This is a genomic window from Micromonospora sp. CNZ280 (genome assembly GCF_011759515.1).
This window is the reverse complement of sequence record NZ_JAAOYP010000001.1, coordinates 1788798-1805000: the sequence shown is the minus strand read 5'-3', so window position 1 is coordinate 1805000 and position 16203 is coordinate 1788798. Positions and strand designations below refer to the sequence as shown.

General features: G+C 72.7%; 11 protein-coding genes and 2 rRNA genes (1 of these 13 cut by a window edge). 9 read left to right on the top strand and 4 right to left on the bottom strand.

Translation table 11 applies throughout. The features are described 5' to 3' along the window. The 3 genes from FHX32_RS08550 to FHX32_RS08540 all read left to right on the top strand — a co-directional run. A 23S ribosomal RNA gene (locus FHX32_RS08550) occupies positions 1 to 364 on the top strand (it extends 2748 nt beyond the left edge of the window). A gap of 83 nt (positions 365 to 447) precedes the next feature. Beyond that, positions 448 to 564, top strand: a 5S ribosomal RNA gene (gene rrf / locus FHX32_RS08545). A 340-nt stretch (positions 565 to 904) separates the two neighbouring features. Further along, complete coding sequence (locus FHX32_RS08540) at positions 905 to 1531, top strand: NADPH-dependent F420 reductase (protein ID WP_167180206.1); 627 nt, start codon at positions 905 to 907, stop codon at positions 1529 to 1531. Positions 1532 to 1604: 73 nt separating this feature from the next. On the opposite strand, the gene FHX32_RS08535 is transcribed toward FHX32_RS08540, so the two are convergent. Further along, on the bottom strand, positions 1605 to 3419 hold the full coding sequence (locus FHX32_RS08535) for a VanW family protein (protein ID WP_167180205.1): 1815 nt from the start codon (positions 3417 to 3419) through the stop codon (positions 1605 to 1607). Positions 3420 to 3601: 182 nt separating this feature from the next. Between FHX32_RS08535 and nudC the strand changes: the two genes are divergently transcribed. Together nudC and FHX32_RS08525 are read left to right on the top strand one after the other, a co-directional pair. After that, positions 3602 to 4528, top strand: a complete 927-nt coding sequence (gene nudC, locus FHX32_RS08530) for an NAD(+) diphosphatase (RefSeq protein WP_167180204.1) — start codon at positions 3602 to 3604, stop codon at positions 4526 to 4528. A 34-nt stretch (positions 4529 to 4562) separates the two neighbouring features. Continuing rightward, complete coding sequence (locus FHX32_RS08525; RefSeq protein WP_208418009.1) at positions 4563 to 5321, top strand: FkbM family methyltransferase; 759 nt, start codon at positions 4563 to 4565, stop codon at positions 5319 to 5321. Here the strand turns inward: FHX32_RS08525 and FHX32_RS08520 are convergent. Continuing rightward, entirely contained in the window at positions 5285 to 6604 is a 1320-nt protein-coding gene (locus FHX32_RS08520) for a lipopolysaccharide biosynthesis protein (RefSeq protein WP_486480968.1), read from the bottom strand. The two genes, FHX32_RS08525 and FHX32_RS08520, sit on opposite strands and share 37 nt — an antisense overlap. Positions 6605 to 6848: 244 nt before the next feature. Here FHX32_RS08520 and FHX32_RS08515 point away from each other — a divergent pair, with 244 nt between their 5' ends. The 3 genes from FHX32_RS08515 to FHX32_RS08505 all read left to right on the top strand — a co-directional run bounded on the left by FHX32_RS08515 (position 6849) and on the right by FHX32_RS08505 (position 9489). After that, a complete protein-coding gene (locus FHX32_RS08515; protein WP_486480967.1) occupies positions 6849 to 7589 on the top strand; it encodes a class I SAM-dependent methyltransferase in 741 nt (246 codons plus the stop codon). 94 nt (positions 7590 to 7683) lie between these two features. Continuing rightward, entirely contained in the window at positions 7684 to 9297 is a 1614-nt protein-coding gene (locus tag FHX32_RS08510; RefSeq protein WP_486480966.1) for an MmpA family trehalose lipid delivery protein, read from the top strand. A 36-nt stretch (positions 9298 to 9333) separates the two neighbouring features. Next, positions 9334 to 9489 (top strand): hypothetical protein, encoded by a 156-nt coding sequence (locus tag FHX32_RS08505; protein ID WP_167180202.1) that lies wholly within the window; start codon positions 9334 to 9336, stop codon positions 9487 to 9489. Here FHX32_RS08505 and FHX32_RS08500 read toward each other — a convergent pair. Next, positions 9474 to 10664, bottom strand: coding sequence for a glycosyltransferase family 4 protein (locus FHX32_RS08500; RefSeq protein ID WP_167180201.1), 1191 nt, complete (start codon positions 10662 to 10664; stop codon positions 9474 to 9476). The genes FHX32_RS08505 and FHX32_RS08500 overlap by 16 nt on opposite strands. 126 nt (positions 10665 to 10790) lie before the next feature. Between FHX32_RS08500 and FHX32_RS08495 the strand changes: the two genes are divergently transcribed. After that, entirely contained in the window at positions 10791 to 15011 is a 4221-nt protein-coding gene (locus FHX32_RS08495) for an alpha-(1->3)-arabinofuranosyltransferase (protein WP_167180200.1), read from the top strand. Here FHX32_RS08495 and FHX32_RS08490 read toward each other — a convergent pair. Next, positions 14900 to 16099 carry an acyltransferase family protein gene (locus FHX32_RS08490; RefSeq protein WP_167180199.1) on the bottom strand — a complete coding sequence of 400 codons (1200 nt, stop codon included), beginning with the start codon at positions 16097 to 16099 and terminating at the stop codon, positions 14900 to 14902. The two genes, FHX32_RS08495 and FHX32_RS08490, sit on opposite strands and share 112 nt — an antisense overlap. Between the last annotated feature and the right edge of the window lie 104 nt (positions 16100 to 16203).

The following is a 16203-nucleotide window of genomic DNA, read 5'->3' as shown; positions in this document are numbered from 1 at the left end:
CAAGGGTTGGGCTGTTCGCCCATTAAAGCGGTACGCGAGCTGGGTTTAGAACGTCGTGAGACAGTTCGGTCCCTATCCGCCGTGCGCGTAGGATACTTGAGAAGGGCTGTCCCTAGTACGAGAGGACCGGGACGGACGAACCTCTGGTGTGCCAGTTGTCCCGCCAGGGGCACGGCTGGTTAGCTACGTTCGGAAGGGATAACCGCTGAAAGCATCTAAGCGGGAAGCTCGCTTCAAGATGAGGTATCCCACCACCCCTTGGGTGGGTAAGGCCCCCAGCTAGACGACTGGGTTGATAGGCCGGAAATGTAAGCCCGGTAACGGGTTCAGTTGACCGGTACTAATAGGCCGAGGACTTGACTACCAAGCTGCTACGCGTCCACTGTGCAACTCACAGCAAACGAACAACAGACCACTGTGTGGTGTTGTTTGATATGTTGATAGAGTTACGGCGGTCATGGCGGAGGGGAAACGCCCGGTCACATTCCGAACCCGGAAGCTAAGCCCTCCAGCGCCGATGGTACTGCACTCGCGAGGGTGTGGGAGAGTAGGACACCGCCGGACATCTTCTCTATTCAGGGCCACCCCCAACGGGGTGGCCCTGAATGCATTCCACCCCTTCTCTTCGCGTCGACTTTAGGGCTGGCTGCGGGTGGGTTCTGGCCCGCAGCCCGGCCAAGGTGACGCCAGGGCACACACCGGTGCTCCATGGTCCGCCCGTCGGCGAGGGCTCGCCAGACGAGCGGGGCGGTGGGTGAGAACCCCACACGGCGCGGCGCCGGCAATCAGGCGGCGGCCGGCTCGGGGATCGGCGAATCGACGGCGGGCCGGAGGGGGTTCTCGTACCGTCGGGGCGAGGCCAGGTTCGTGGACTTGAACGTGGGCGCGGGGAGGGGGAGCGGGTATGAAGATCGGCATCATCGGGTCCGGGCACATCGGTGGCACCCTCACCCGGCGGCTGAGCGCTCTCGGGCACGACGTCACCGTCGCCAACTCGCGCGGCCCGCAGACCCTCGCCGAGTTGGCTCAGCAGAGCGGGGCCACGGCTGGCACCGTCGAGCAGGCGGCCCGGGACTCGGACGTGGTGGTCGTGGCGGTGCCGCTGAAGGCCGTACCGGAGCTGCCGGCCGAGGCGTTCGCCGGCAAGGTGGTGGTCGACGCCGACAACTACTACCCCGAGCGGGACGGGAACATCGCCGAACTTCAGGACCGCAGCATCTCGTCCAGCCGGTGGACCGCCGACCACCTCCAGGGCGCCCGGGTGGTGAAGACGTTCAACACGATCATGGCCCAGCACCTGATGGAGAACGGGCGCCCGGCCGGCCAGGCGGGCCGGATCGCGCTGCCGGTGGCCGGCGACGACGGCGAGGCGAAGCGGATGGTGATGGAACTCGTGGACGCGCTGGGCTTCGACCCCGTCGACGGCGGATCGCTGGACGAGAGCTGGCGGCAGCAGCCCGGCACCCCCGTGTACGGCACCGACCTGGACGCGGACGGCGTACGGCAGGGGCTGGCGCAGGCGCGGCCCTGAGCGCGTACGAAACCGGACTGCCCCGCCGGCGACGGAGCCGGCGGGGCAGTCCTCAGCGTGCGCCCGGCGGGCGTCAGGAGGGTTCGGGCCCGCAGATGTAGCGGGGCTCCGCGTCGTAGCGCCAGGTGAACTTCTCTCGCTTGACCACCTTGCCGTCCTTGCGGATGACCCGGTACGCGTCCTGGGTGAAGCCGTCGATGCCGTTCGCCGGGATGCAGGACGGTCCCGGCTTCAGGTAGATGGTCTTCGGCTTGGTGATGTTGCGGCGTGGGCTGTACTCCGTCTTCACGCTGTCGTAGATCTTGGTGCTCCAGATCGACACGGTGATCGAGCTGGACGTGTACGAGGTGTCGATGAGCACCCCGTACGGGGTGTTGTTGCGGAACTTGAAGTCCAGGTTGGGCCAGAAGATCGTCGACTCGATGACCGCCGGGTACCGGCTGAACCAGTAGGAGTGCGGCTTGTGCTCGACGTCCTCCAGGCCGGCGTAGTAGGTGGCGTTGAAGAGCGTGGTGGTGAACTGCGAGGTGCCGCCGCCCACGCCGGGCACCAGCTTGCCGTCGAGGATGACCGGGGCGTCCCGGTAGCCCTGGGCGTAGCCGCGTTCGCCGGTGTGGCCGTTGAGCGAGAACGTCTCGCCCGGCAGCACCACTGTGCCGTCCACGTCCTTGGCGATGGTGATGATGTTCTGGCTGCGCGGCGAGGAGAGGCCGCCGGTGAACCGGGTGGTGAAGGAGGAGACCTTCTCCTTGATCCCCAGCTCGGCAACCTTCGCCGCGGTCAGCTCCGGCTCGGCCGGCTTCAGCTCGCCGGTGACCTCCCGGTCGTCCGCCTTCGGCAGGACCGCCAGCAGGTCGCGGGCCAGCGCCGCGCTGTCCAGCTGCTGCCCGGGCCGGCCGTTGTCGACCACCTTCGGCTTGCCCCCGGAGATGGCCATCCGGGCGTCCTTCGGCGGCACCTCGACCTTCGACAGGTCGTCGCCCAGCGCCGCGCGCAGCCGCTTCACGTCCACCTGCGGGGTCAGCGTGCCGGCCTTGTCCGCGGTGAAGCGCAGGCTCTTCGCGATCGCCTTCGGGCCGATGGTGACCGAGCCCTTGTCGGTGCTGAGCTTCACCGGCGCGGCCACGGCCGGCTTCGCCAGCTCGGCGACCATCCGGTCGACCTCCTCGGCGGTGGTCGCCGGGTGCGTCTCGACCAGCGGCACGGTGACCGGCTGCCCGCTCAGCCAACCCTGGCGCACCGCCTGGGCGGAGCGCTCCGGGTCGAGCGCCAGGCTCGGCTTCGGATGGACCGCCTTCGGGGTGGTGCCGGAGAAGGTGATCGCCGGCATGGTCATCTTCCGGCCCTGGTCGCCGACGACCTTGGTGAGCGCGGCGTCGAGCCGGGCCACGTCGACCGTGACCACCGGCGGGACGCTGCGGTTGCCGACCAGCCGGTCGACCGCGTGCGCGCGGGCCTCGGCCGCCGCCGCCACGGTCGCGTCCACGTCGACCGCGAGGCCGACCTCGGCCGGGGTGATCTCGGCGGTCCGCTCGCCCACCCGTACCGGCACCGGGGCGGCCAGCTCGGCCGCGCGGCGGTCCAGCTCGGCCCGGAGCTCGCGGGCCGCGTCCGCCCGGCTCCGGCCGCCCAGCTCGGCGCCGAGCACCGTGGTGCCGCGCGGCACGTCCCCGGCGTACGCGTAGGCGCCGACCCCGCCCACGGAGGCCAGCACGGCCGCGGTGAGCCCGCCGGCGAGCAGCATCCGGACCCGCCGCCGCCGCGCTCCACCGCCCGCCGGGCCGGCCGCGACGCCGCCCTTCGGTTCGTCACCGGGCCAGCTGACCGCGGTGACCTGGACGGTGGGTCGGTCGTCGGCAGGTGGAACTTTCTCGCCGTACAGCGTCACAGCAACCTCGATCGGGACATACCACACGGGGGCCGTCGCCCCGGGAGACACCTACGGTAGCCAACGCTCGGGCGGTCGGGGAGTCTGCGCCCCGCGCCCGCCGGCACCGAGTGTCGCCCCCGGCGTGTCGCGGGGCCGGGGCCGGTGCCCGAAGCGGGCCGGGCGCGTGGCACGGTGTGGGCATGCGAGCGGACGACGTGGTCCTGGCGTACGGCGGCGGCTGGCTGGACCGGGCGGGGCCGCTGCGCGCCGACCCGGACCGGATCACCGCCCTGCTGACCGATCCGCGCACCGCCGTGCTGCCGCTGTGGCGGGACCGCTGCCTGGTCACTGCCGGGGAGACCCTGGTGCGGCTGGCCGCCGACCGGGCCGCGGACGCGCTCGCCGCCGCCGACGAGACGGTCTTCCTGGGCCTGGACGGCGACACCGCGATCTTCGCCGTGGACCTGTCCGGGCACCCGGAGTCGGAGGCCGTCCGGCTGGCCGGCGCGGCCTCGGCGGTGGACGTGCGGGCGCTGGTGGGCCGGCTCGGCCCGGCCGAGGCGTCCGTGCAGGCGTACGCGCGCGGCCTGCTGCACTGGCACCGGCAGCAGCGCTACTGCGGCAGTTGCGGTGCGCGGACCACGCCCCGCGACGGTGGCCACGTCCGCTGTTGCGTCGGCGCCGACTGCGGGCGGCTGCTCTTCCCCCGGATCGAGCCGGCGATCATCGTGCTGGTCGAGGCCCCCGGTGCCCCGGACCGCTGCCTGCTGGCCCGGCACCGGGGCGCGCCCGAGGGGTCGTACTCGACGCTCGCCGGGTTCGTCGAGGTGGGCGAGAGCCTGGAGGACGCGGTCCGGCGGGAGATGGCCGAGGAGGCCGGGGTGACGGTGACCGACCTGGCGTACCAGGGGTCGCAGGCGTGGCCCTTCCCGGCCGGGCTGATGGTCGGCTTCCGGGCCACCGCCGCCACGGAGGAGGTGCGGGTGGACGGGGAGGAACTGGTGGAGGCGCGCTGGTTCACCCGGGAGGAGCTGCGGGCGCGGGAGGCCGCCGGCCGGCCGCTCGGCCGCCCCGACTCGATCGACCGTCACCTGCTGAACGGCTGGCTCGCGGAACGTCGCGGCTAGTCTGCCGAGCCGTGGACCGATAACCTTTCCGCTCATGCCGTCTTCGACCGGTCTGCTGACCGCGGTGAGTTCCCGTGTCGCCTCTCTGCTGCCCGACGGGATCGTCGCGGGAGCCATCCGCGCGGTCTATCCCCGAGTCGAGCCCGAGCTCGCCCACATCGCGGACTTCATGCCGGCCGGCGGCACGGCTGTGGACGTGGGCGCCTGGTACGGCCCGTGGACCCGGCGGATGCGCAGGCTCGCCGACCGGGTGGTCGCCGTCGAGCCGAACGACGAACTCGCGCGGAGCATCGAGGGCGCGTTTCCCGACGTGCGGGTGGTCCGCGCGGTGGCGTCCGACCACGAGGGCAGCGCGGAACTCTTCCTGCCCGAGAACGGACCCGCCGTCGGCACCTCGTCGCTGGAGTACGGCGATGGCCGCTCGGTGCCGGTGCGCCGGGTGACCATCGACGGCCTCGGCCTCAGTGACGTGCGGTTCATGAAGATCGACGTCGAGGGCCACGAGTTGCCGGCGCTGCGCGGTGCGGCGGAGACGATCCACCGGGACGGCCCGGTGCTGCTGGTGGAGGTCGAAGAGCGGATCCAACCGATCGAGCCGATCATCGACCTGCTCGGTGACTGGGGGTACCGCGGCTACGTCCTGCCGGAGCGGGACTGGATCCCGCTCGCCGGCTTCGACATCCAGGCCCACCAGCGGGCCGCGATCGCGCGGGTCCGGCAGAGCCTGGCGCGGCGGGTGGTGCTGCCTCGGCCGCGCTACGTCAACTCGGTGCTGTTCCGGCGGGACGGCTGACGATCCAGCCGGCCACGACCAACTCCCGCGGATGCCACCGTGGCGGTCTGTTCAGGCCCGTCGCCGTGCCGCGCTCGGCCGGGGGCGTGGACGAGGAAAGCCAGGGCGAGCGCGGTGACCGCGGCGGCGGCGAGGGCGCTCCACATGATGCCGGTGAACGTGTGCGGTGCCACGAAGACGGTGACCACGACGAGCCCGCCCGCTGCCGTCCAGAGCGGCACCGACGGCCACCGGGCGCCGGTCGCGATCTGGGCGTTGATCAGCACGAAGGCCACTGCGTACAGGGCGCCGGTGGCGGCGAAGTACGGGGCGTATCCGCCGAGCGTCGTGTAGTCCGGCCCACCGGCGAGCCGGAACGCCAGCCCGCCGGCCAGCGCGGAACCGGCGACGAGTGCGGCACCACACGCCGCGACGACGGCCAGGGCGGTCGTCCGCGTGGCGCTGCCCGCCCGGGCCATCCGGGGCAGCGCCAGCACGGTGACCACCTGGGGCGCCCACAGCGCGCCCTTGGTGAGCACGGTCCCGACCGAGTACGCGCCGGACTCCGCCGGCGGCAACAGCTGCCGGGCCAGGATCAGGTCGGCGTACGACACCACCAACATCGCGAGGGTGGCGTTGCTGGCCGTCAGGACCCGCCGTACGCCCAGCGCGGGTGCCCCGCCCGCCACGCCCGCTCCGGCACCGGGCGGGGCGGCGCCCGCCCGAGCCAGCAACCGCAGGAGCGGCAGGGCGAAATAGCCGCAGACCAGGCCGGTCGCCAACGACCCGACCAGACCCGCGCCGAGCGCGAGGCCGGCGATCACGCCGCCGTAACGCCCGACGGCCAGCACGCTCATGCCCACCGCCAACCGGAGGAACCGCTGGTCCCCCTGCAACTCGCCGAGCCACCGGGCGGCCAGGACGACGGCCAGCGTCATGGCCACCAGCAGGGCCACCACCTCGACCGGCAGGTGGAGGGTCGTGACGATCAGGGGCGCGGCCGCGAGCAGGACGCCACCGGTGACGGCGGTCGTGGCGTGGGCGACCCGCGCGGTCGAGGCGTGCGGCTGGCGGGCGCGATGCACGGCGACCGCGGTCTGCAGGCCGGTACCCGCCACGCTGGCGATGGTGATGAGGGCCAGAGCCGTCGCCAGCGCCCCCAGTTCGTCGGCGGCGAGCCGGCGGGCACCGAGCATCGGCACCAGATAGGCGAGCCCGTTGGTCAGCGTTCCCGCGACCATCACGGCTCCCCCGGTGGCCGCCAGCCGCCCGGCGCCGGAGACCTGCGTGCTCGTCCCGCCCATACCGGTCGTTCGACTCCGCTTCTTCCCGCGCCCCGACGAAGGGGTGGGCACGGACGCCTCAGGGTACCGATGTCGGAGCGGGCGCACGGGGCGGGCAGCCGGCCCAGCCACCCGGTCGACCCGGACCCGTCGGACGGGCTAACGTCTCCCGACACGGCGGGGTCCGACCACGGTCTCCGCTGCGAGCGTGATCCCGACCCCGTACGCAAACAGCGCCGTCCTGGCCGACAAGTAGGAGCCGTCCGTGCAGCTCCCGGGTTCTCACCGCGCCGACCTGGCGCGGTCGGTGCGCCTGTTCCGCGCGTTCCGTATGGAGCAGAGCGACCCCGACTTCTTCTACGGCATGCTCGCCGAGGACACCGTCGGTCAGTTGCGCACCTACACCGACCTGGCCGGGGCGACGGTGGTGGACGTCGGCGGGGGCGCCGGTTACTTCGCGGACGCGCTCGGCCGGGCCGGTGCCCGGATCGTCTGCGTGGACTGCGACGCGGGTGAGATGTCTGCCCGGGGCGGCGTGATGCCGGCGGGCGGTGTGATGGGCAGCGCGCTCGAACTGCCGCTGCGCACCGGCTCGGTCGACGTCTGCTTCTCGTCCAACGTCCTGGAGCACGTGCCGCGTCCGTTCACCATGGCCGACGAGATGCTTCGGGTCACCCGGCCCGGCGGCGTCATCTTCCTGTCCTTCACCAACTGGCTCTCGCCCTGGGGCGGCCACGAGACGTCGCCCTGGCACTACCTGGGTGGGCACCGCGCGGCGGCACGCTACGAACGGCGGCACGGCCGGCGGCCGAAGAACGTCTTCGGTGAGAGCATGTTCGCGGTCTCGATCGGCGACACGCTGCGCTGGGCGCGGCGGCAGTCCGCCGCCGACATCGTCGACATCACTCCGCGTTACCTGCCCTGGTGGGCCAAGGGCGTGGTCCGGCTCCCCGGCGTCCGCGAAGTTCTCACCTGGAATCTGGTCCTTGTCCTCCGCAAGCGCTGACCGGCAAGGGCCGGGCCGAGAGGTCGCGGTACGGGACGGGTCTCGGTGGGACCGGCTCCGGCTGCATGCGGTCGCCGCCGCAGTCGTGCTCCTCGTGCTGGCGCCCCTGGTCCGCCCGGGGTACGTACTGCGGTACGACATGGTCTTCGTGCCTCGGCAACCGCTGCGGTGGGACCTGCTCGGTTCGGGTGACGCGCTGCCCCGCGCGGTACCCCAGGACGCGGTGGTCTCGCTGCTCAACCTGGCGGTGCCGGGCTGGCTGCTGCAACGGGTCGTGCTCGTCGCGGCAGTGTGGCTCGCGGTGGTGGGCGCCGGCCGGCTGGTTCCGGCCCGGCGGGAGCTGACCCGACTCGTGGCAGCCGTCGGTTACGCCTGGACCCCGTTCCTGGCCGAACGGCTGCTGCTGGGCCAGTGGGGACTGCTGCTGGCCTACGCCACGCTGCCCTGGCTGGTCCGGGCCGCCATCGGCCTCCGGGAGGGCCGCCGTGGGGCGCTGCCCCGGCTGATCGTCGCGGCCGGCGCCGCGGCGATCACCCCGACCGGTGGCCTGCTGGCTCTGATCACCGTTGCGGTGCTGGTGGTGGGTGGCCGGGCGCCCGGGCGCCGGGTCGCCGCCGTCGCGGTCGGCGCGGTGTCCGCGCTCAACCTGCCGTGGCTGGTCGCGGCCGCGGTGACGGCGGCCGGGGGTCGATCCGACCCGACGGGTGTGGCGGCTTTCGCGGCCCGCGGCGAGAACTGGGGCGGCCCGGTGGTGGCCCTCCTCGGCACCGGTGGAATCTGGAACGCGCTCACGACGCCGGCCAGTCGCGGGGCGGTGCTGGTGCCCGTCGTCACCGTGGGGTTGCTCGCCCTCGCCGCGGTCGGCTTTCCGGTGCTGCGCGACCGTTGGCCGGCCGGTGCCGCGAACCGGCTGGGTCTGCTCGCCGTGGGCTCGTTCCTGGCGGCTGCGGTCGGGGCCCTGCCGGGGGGCAGGGACTTCCTACGGTGGCTGGTGGCCGAGGTCCCCGGCGGCGGGCTGTTCCGCGACGGGCAGAAGCTGCTCATTCCGTACGCCCTCTGCCTGGTGCTGTGCGCCGCCCTCGGCGGGGAACGGGTCGCCGGCCGGCTCGGGCGTCCAGGCGATCGGGTGGCGCTGGTCGGGCTCGTATTGCTGCCGGTCGCGGTTCTGCCGGATCTGGCGTACGGCGCCGCCGGCCGGTTGGAGCCGGTCCGGTATCCACAGGAGTGGGCCGCGGTGGCGAGGGCGGTCGCGCGGGACCCCGGGCCGACCCTGTCGCTGCCGATGAGCATGTACCGGTCCTACGCCTGGAATCGCGGCACCGTGGTGATCGATCCGATGCCCCGGTACCTGCCGGCGGAGGTGATCACGGACGACACCCTCATCGTCGGGGACCTGGTGGTGGCCGGGGAGGGCCGACGGGTCGCGGACCTCCGCGCGACACTCGCGCAACGGCGTCCGCTGGCGAGCACCGACCTGCGGTGGGTCGTGGTCCAGCACCCGTCCGGGGGGAGTGTGTCGCCGCAGGTCCTGGCAGGGCTTGAGATCGTCCACCAAGGGCCGCTGCTGACCCTCTACCGGAATCCGGCGGCGCCGGCCGCCGACGAGCGGCGGCCCGACGGGTGGCTGTTGATCCTGGGCGGCTGCGCCGCCCTGGCCGTCCTCCTCGCCGCGATCGGGAGCCTGTCGCTTCGTCCTACCGCGTGGTAACGTGCCGCCACGCGTTTCGATGGAGGAGGGTGCACGATGCCGAAGCCGCTCACCTTGATGCTGGCGGCTGTGGTCGGGGCGGTGCTGGCCGTGCTGGCGCTGGGTGCCGTGACTCAGCAGATCGTCGTCACCTCGGACCGGGCCGCGAGCAGCGCCGACGACTTCGCCCCGGAAGACTACGGCAGCAGGTAGCCCTCGGCGGCGGGCGTCGGGACGCCGCCCGTGACCGCCAGGACGAGGTTGGCGAAGCGGTCTCCCGACGCGGCCCAGGTGAAGCGGGCGGCGTGTGCCTGCGCCGCCCTACCCATTTCCTGACGGAACGCGTCGTCCGCGAGCAGTCGCCGGACACCCTCGACGAAGTCGGCGGTGTCATGCGCGAGCAACCCGGTCTCTCCGGCGACGACCGCTTCGGCGACACCCCCCGCGTCGTGAAACGCCACCGTCGGTGTGCCCACTGCTCCCGCCTCGACGATCGTCAAACCCCACCCCTCCTTCAGCGAGGGGGTCAGGGCGACCCAGGCCGAGCGGAGCAGGTCACCCTTCTCCGCTTCGGTGACGAAGCCGGCGAAGTGCACCCGATCTCTGATCTCCAGCTCGTCCACGAGCTCCCGCAGCCGGGTCTCCCACCAGCCCTGACCGGCGATGACCAGTCGCAGAGCCGGAAAGTCGGGGGCGAGCCGGGCCACCGTTTCCAGCGCGATCTCCACCCGCTTGTGCGGCACCAGCCGGGAGAGCACCAGCAGCGAGGGATAGGGCGTCCGGGAGGTCACCCCCGGGGCGATCTCCGGCGTGCCGTTGTAGACCACCGTGACCCGACCGGCGTCGACGCCGAGCGATGCGAGTTCCTGGCGGGTGGCGGCGGACACCGTGACGTACCGGCACCTGCGGTAGACCCGGCGGGCGAGGCTCGACTCGATCCACCACCCGACCCGGGCTCCCCAGGCGCCGAGGACCACCGGCCACTGCTCCCGGTGTACGTGGTGCACGAGGATGATGACCGCGCAACGCGCGTAGAGCGGGGAGAGAAAGGGCACGCCGTTGCAGACATCGACGATCAGGTCGGGTCGGCCGAGCGACCGGGTCGCCAGCGGGCCGAATCCGACCAGGCCGGCGAGGTAGACGAGCGCGGCCCGCAGGTAGACCGTGTGGCGGTGGCCCCGGCGCAGGATGCGTATCCCAGCAGCGGTGGTCTCCTCGCTGGGCGCGCCCGGATAGCCGGCGCACAGGAGCGTCGCGCGGTGCCCGTGCGCGATGAGCTCCTCGGCGATGCGCTCGACGTACACCTCCGAGCCGCCGCCCTCCGGATTGCGCGTGTCACGCCAGTTGAGGAACAGTACGTGCCGTCCAGGGCCGTCGAGGGTCTGCACCTCTGCTCCTACTGCCGAGTAGTCTTCGCGATCGCGCCACCCTAAGGCGCTCGCGTCCGAACTCGCAATGGGTTGGCGCGGCAGCCCGGGTGCACCAGACGGCCGGCAGCAGACGGGAGAGGCGAGATGCGCAAGGCACCGCAACCGGTGGGGACGAAGGCGTCCGGCGCCGCCTCCACCGCGGTGTGGCGGTTGCGCGCGGCATCGGTCTGCGTCGCACTCACGGCGCTGGCGTTCCTTCAGGAACCCGGCAAGATCGTAATGGACACCAAGGTCGACCTCGCGGTCAACCCGGTCGGGTGGCTCGAGCGATCGCTGCACGTCTGGAATCCGGCGGGGTCGTTCGGCCAGTTGCAGAACCAGACGTACGGCTATCTGTGGCCGATGGGCCCGTTCTTCGCGGCGGGCGATTTCCTGGGCATGCCGGCCTGGGTGGTCCAACGCCTGTGGTGGGCGCTGCTGATGTGCGTCGCCTGCCTCGGCGTCATCCAGCTGGCGGAGCGGTTGGCCATCGGTACGCCGGCCGCGCGGATCATCGCCGGCGTCGCGTTCGCGCTCTCCCCGCGGATCATCACCGAACTCGGCCCGATCTCGGTCGAGGCGTGGCCCAGCGCGATTGCTCCCTGGGTGCTCGTACCCCTGGTCGGGCTGGCTCACGGCGCTCCGGTGCGTCGCGCTGTCACCCGGTCCGCCCTGGCTGTGGCCTGCGCCGGCGGCGTCAACGCCACCGCCGTGCTCGCGGTGGTGCCGCTGGCGGTGCTCTGGCTGGCGATGCTCCAGCCGGCGCGACGCCGGCTCGTCGCGATCGGGGCGTGGGGGGTGGCGGTCGCCGCCGCGACCGCCTGGTGGTTGGTGCCGCTGCTGGTGCTCGGCCGGTACAGCCCGCCGTTCCTCGACTACATCGAGACCGCCAACGTCACCACGCGGGTGACCGACGTGGTGACGACGGTGCGCGGAGCGTCGCACTGGCTCGCCTACGGCCGGTCCTGGGAAGCCGGTGCGCAACTCGCCATGGAACCCGCGCTGATCGTCGCCACCGTCGTGGTCGCCGGTCTCGGCCTCGCCGGTCTCGCCCGGCGGGGCATGCCGCACCGCCGGTTCCTCGTCGCCGGGCTGCTCGTCGGGATCGCACTGGTCGGACTCGGGCACGTGGCCGCCGTCGACGGCCTCTTCGCCGAGTGGCAGCGCTCGTTCCTGGACCGCGCGGGCGCGCCGCTGCGCAACGTGCACAAGTTCGACGTGGTGCTGCGGTTGCCGCTCATCCTCGGCCTCGCCCACCTGCTCGGTGTGCTGGCCCGCGCGGCCGCGGCGGCCGGCAGCCGGTGGCAGCCGGCGCAGCGGCGAGCGCTCGTGGTGAAGATCGTGGCGCTGGCCGGGATCGTCGCCGTCGGCAGCCCCGCGCTCGCCGGTCAACTGCCCACCAGGGGCAGCTTCGACAGCGTTCCCGGTTACTGGCGGGAGGCCGGCGCGTGGCTGGACGCCAACCTGGGGCGTGACCGGGTGCTGGTGGTGCCGGGCGCCCGCTTCCCGAACTATCGCTGGGGCCGGCCCGCGGACGAGATCACCCAGCCATTGCTGGAGAGCTCCTGGGCGGTGCGCAACTCCATCCCGCTCGCCCCGCCGACCACGATCCGGCTCCTCGACGCCGTGGAGTCGGTCGTGTCCAACGGTGCCGGTTCGGCCGGCCTGGCCGACCTGCTGGCCCGCTCCGGTGTGCGGTACGTCCTGCTCCGCTCGGACCTGGACTACGGGTCGTCCCGGGCCGCCCGCCCCGTGCAGGTCAGGCAGGCCCTCGACCGCTCACCGGGCCTGCGGCCGGTCGTCGGTTTCGGCCCGACGCTGGGCGGCAGCCGGACCTACGGCGGCTACCAGGACCAGGGTCTGGACGTTCCCACGAGGGCCCTGGAGGTGTACGAGGTCGAGCGGTCCGTCCAGCCGGTCGTCGCCTACGACGCCGCGGCGATCTCGACGGTGGTCGGCGGGCCGGAGTCACTGCTCGACGTCGCCGCCGCCGGCCGGCTCGGCAGCGCGCCGACGGTGCTCGCCGGTGACCTGCCGGACGGGCGCGCGCTCGGGCCGGTGGTGCTGACCGATGGCATGCGCCGCCGCGAGGTGACGTTCGGGCTGCTGCACGACAACGCGTCGGCCACGACCGAGGCCGACCAGCGGGCGCTGCTCGGCGGCGTCGCCCGCGACTACCTGCCGCCGTGGGGAGACGCGTACGCCACCGTGGTGCGGTACCGCGGCATCAACGGCGTCACCGCCTCCAGTTCCTGGGCCCAGACCCACCCGCTGACCGGATCCCGCCCGGCCCATCATCCGTACGCGGCGATCGACGGGGACCCGGCGACCTCCTGGCGCACCTCACCCAGCGCCGGGACCCGACAGTGGCTGGAGGTCGAGTTCACCGAGCCGCGGAAGATCTCCGAGGTGCGGCTGCGGTTCGACACGGAGGCCGACACGTTGCCCACCAAGGTGACCGTGCGCAGCGGCGTGGAACGGGTCACCGTCGACTCCTTCGAGCCGGCGCTGACTGTGCGGCTGCCCGCCGTGCACGCGAGCACCCGGCTCCGGGTCACCATCGAATCGGCCCTGCCCGTCCGATCCGGGCAGGGCCGGGTCGGCATCGCGGAGCTGGAGATTCCCGAGCTACGGCCGGCGCGGACGCTGGTCACGCCGCAGGGACCGGACACGGACCGGCCCGCCACCGTCGTGCTCACCGCCGCGCCCACCGTCGATTCGTGCTTCTTCCTCGACGACGTACCGCGCTGTGGCGCTGGCGTGAGCCGGGCCTCGGAGGACGGCTCCCAGCTCGACCGCACGGTGCAGCTGCCGGAGAACGGGTCGTACACGCCGGCGGTCTGGGCCCGGCCGAAGGCTGGGCCCCAGTTGAGCGCGTTGCTCGACAAGGAGGTGGCGAAGTCCTGGCCGCACACCTTGGCGCCGCGAGTCACCGCGTCGTCGACCGGGGTGCCCGATCCGGCGGCGCGGCCCGGAGCCGTCCTCGATGGTGATCCAGCCACCGCCTGGCTGCCCGCGGCGGAGGACGCGAACCCGTGGTTGAAGCTGAACTGGCTCACCACCCGCACGATCAGCGGGCTGCGGCTGTGGTCGGCGGAATCCGTCGTTCGGGCGCAACCCTGGCGGGTCACCGTCATCGGCGACGGTGGCGTGCGCAGCGGCGTCGTCGGTGCGGACGGAACGCTCAGGTTCGACCGGCCGCTGCGCACCGACGAGATCACCATCCTGTTCCGCGCGTCCACCCCGGCCCGGAGCTACGACCCGTACAAGGGCCGGTTCGAGCAACTGCCGATCGGCATCGGTGAGGTGACCACACTGCCCGCGTCGCCGCGGGTCAGGGTCGACCTCGACGAGCGGGTGACGTTGCCGTGCGGCAGCGGGCCCGCCGTGGAAGTCGACGGCGAGCAGATGCGCACGTCCATCACCGCCACCCGCCGCGACCTGCTGCAACTGCGGGAGGTGCCGGCCGTGCCGTGCGGCGAGCGGAGGTCGCCGCAACTCGACCTCTACACCGGCGAACTGCGGGTGGTGGCAATCGCGAGCGAGCTGGCCACGCCGACCAGGGTGCTGCTGGAGCCGGCCGGGTCGACGGCTCCGAGCGCGACACCCAGCCCCGTCCGGATCCTCGACTGGTCGGCGACGGAGCGGCGGCTGCACGTCGCGTCAAGTCCCGGCGGCACCGTGCTCGCCGTCCGGGAGAACACCAACCCCGGCTGGCAGGCGACCCTGGCCGGTCAGCAACTCCGCCCCATCGTGGTGGACGGATGGCAGCAGGGTTGGCTCCTGCCCCCGGGCGTCGGGGGCGAGGTGGTGCTGCGGTTCCTGCCCGATCGCACCTACCGGGCGGGCCTGGTGGCGGGCGGGGTCCTGCTCGGGGTCGTCCTGCTGCTCGCGGTGCTGCCGAGCCGCCGGCCGCCAGCGCCGATGGCGGTGGCGGTGGCGGGTGGACGGCGTAGCCGAGACCGGCTGCTGCCGGCGACCGTCGGTGCCGTCGCGCTGCTCACCGTCGGCGGCCTGTGGCCGGTCCTGCTGGCGGCCCTCGGGGTGGCGGTCGTGGTCGCCGTGGGGCGGCTCGCACCGCGGCTGCACGGCAGCGAGCGACGCATCCTGCGCCGGATCACCCGGTTGTCGGCCTGGCTCTTCCCGGCCCTCTGCTTCGGCGTGGCGGGGTGGATCTCGCTCGACGACCCGCTCCGGCACACGTCCGCCGCGCCTCAGCTGGTGGCGCTGGCTGCGGCCACGGCGCTCTGGTGTTCCACCGTCCTGCCCGTACGGCGCCGGGCGATCGTGGATCCCCAGCGCAGCACCGGCCGTTCGACCACGTAGTAGCTGACCGCCGCGAACACGATGGCGCCGGCGACGGTGAGGGCGTAGATGCGCAGTGGGTTGCCGGTGAAGTAGGCACGGCCCTCGACGCGGTAGATCAGGTCGAGCACCAGCGGGTGCCAGAGGAACATCCCGTAGGAGAGCGTGCCGAGCCACCGGATCGGCGTGCTGCCGAGCGCCAGGGAGGCCAGCGTCGCGGGGCCGAACACGAGCGGAATCATGATCATCACTGCCACGCCGAGGTAGAGCCCCAACTGGGTCGCGAACTGCCCGGCCGTCGGGGCGGCGAGGCCGCGCGGCCCGGTCACCGGGGTGCTGGCCACGGCGAGCAGCCCGAGCGCGATGCCCCAGCAGGCCAGCGGTGCGGACGCGAGCTGGTCGAAGACGCGCCACGACCGGGGGGCCGTCGACGTCCGGAGGGCCACATGGATGGTGGCGAGGGCGATGCCCGCCGCGAACCACACGGCGTAGGAGGGGAACCACATGATGTGCAGCCCGGTGTCCAGGTGGCCCGTTCCCATCGCGGTGATCCACCCTTCGGTGATCAGCAGCCCGACACCGGCCAGCGTCACCGTCCGGACGGGACGCCACCGCTTCCCGACCAGGGCCACCGCCGCGAGCGGCAGCACCAGGTAGAAGACCACCTCGGTGGCGAGGCTCCAGGTCTGCCCGAGCCCTCGCCTGATCTGCGCGGCCTCGTAGATCTGGGTGAACGTGAAGTGCCGCAGCCAGTCGCCGGCCGGAGCGACGCCGCGCTCCGGAAGGAACGTGAGGCAGACGATGACGGCCAGCCAGTAGGCCGGCAGGATGCGAATCGCCCGCTTCCAGTAGAAGCGTCGGACGCCGGGCGCGGGCGAACCGGTGGCGGCCGCGCGCGCCCACGGGCGAAAAAGCAGGAAGCCGGAAAGTACGAAGAACAGCGCCACGGCGAAGTCCATCATGGCGATCCAACCGCCCCAACTCTCCCGGGTCGTGACGCCCGTGATGAAACCGACGTGTTGCGCGATTACCGCAACTGCGCCGACCACGCGCACCCCGTCGAGGGCGGGAAGGCGCGGAAGCGCTGGTGTCGTGGCGGCAGTGAACATCAGACTTCCTGGGGGTCGCGGAGAGAGGTGACTGGAGAGTAACGTGCCGCCATGCCAGGGACGTGTACTCGGCGACGGCGAAGTCGTGAGCACATGGCTGGCTG

Bases quoted from the DNA above. Each gene is read 5' to 3' on its own strand.
- FHX32_RS08540 (WP_167180206.1), top strand. From the start codon at position 905: ATGAAGATCGGCATCATCGGGTCCGGGCACATCGGTGGCACCCTCACC.
- FHX32_RS08495 (WP_167180200.1), top strand. From the start codon at position 10,791: ATGCGCAAGGCACCGCAACCGGTGGGGACGAAGGCGTCCGGCGCCGCC.
- nudC (WP_167180204.1), top strand. From the start codon at position 3,602: ATGCGAGCGGACGACGTGGTCCTGGCGTACGGCGGCGGCTGGCTGGAC.
- FHX32_RS08490 (WP_167180199.1), bottom strand. From the start codon at position 16,099: ATGTTCACTGCCGCCACGACACCAGCGCTTCCGCGCCTTCCCGCCCTC.
- FHX32_RS08525 (WP_208418009.1), top strand. From the start codon at position 4,563: ATGCCGTCTTCGACCGGTCTGCTGACCGCGGTGAGTTCCCGTGTCGCC.
- FHX32_RS08505 (WP_167180202.1), top strand. From the start codon at position 9,334: ATGCCGAAGCCGCTCACCTTGATGCTGGCGGCTGTGGTCGGGGCGGTG.
- FHX32_RS08520 (WP_486480968.1), bottom strand. From the start codon at position 6,604: ATGGGCGGGACGAGCACGCAGGTCTCCGGCGCCGGGCGGCTGGCGGCC.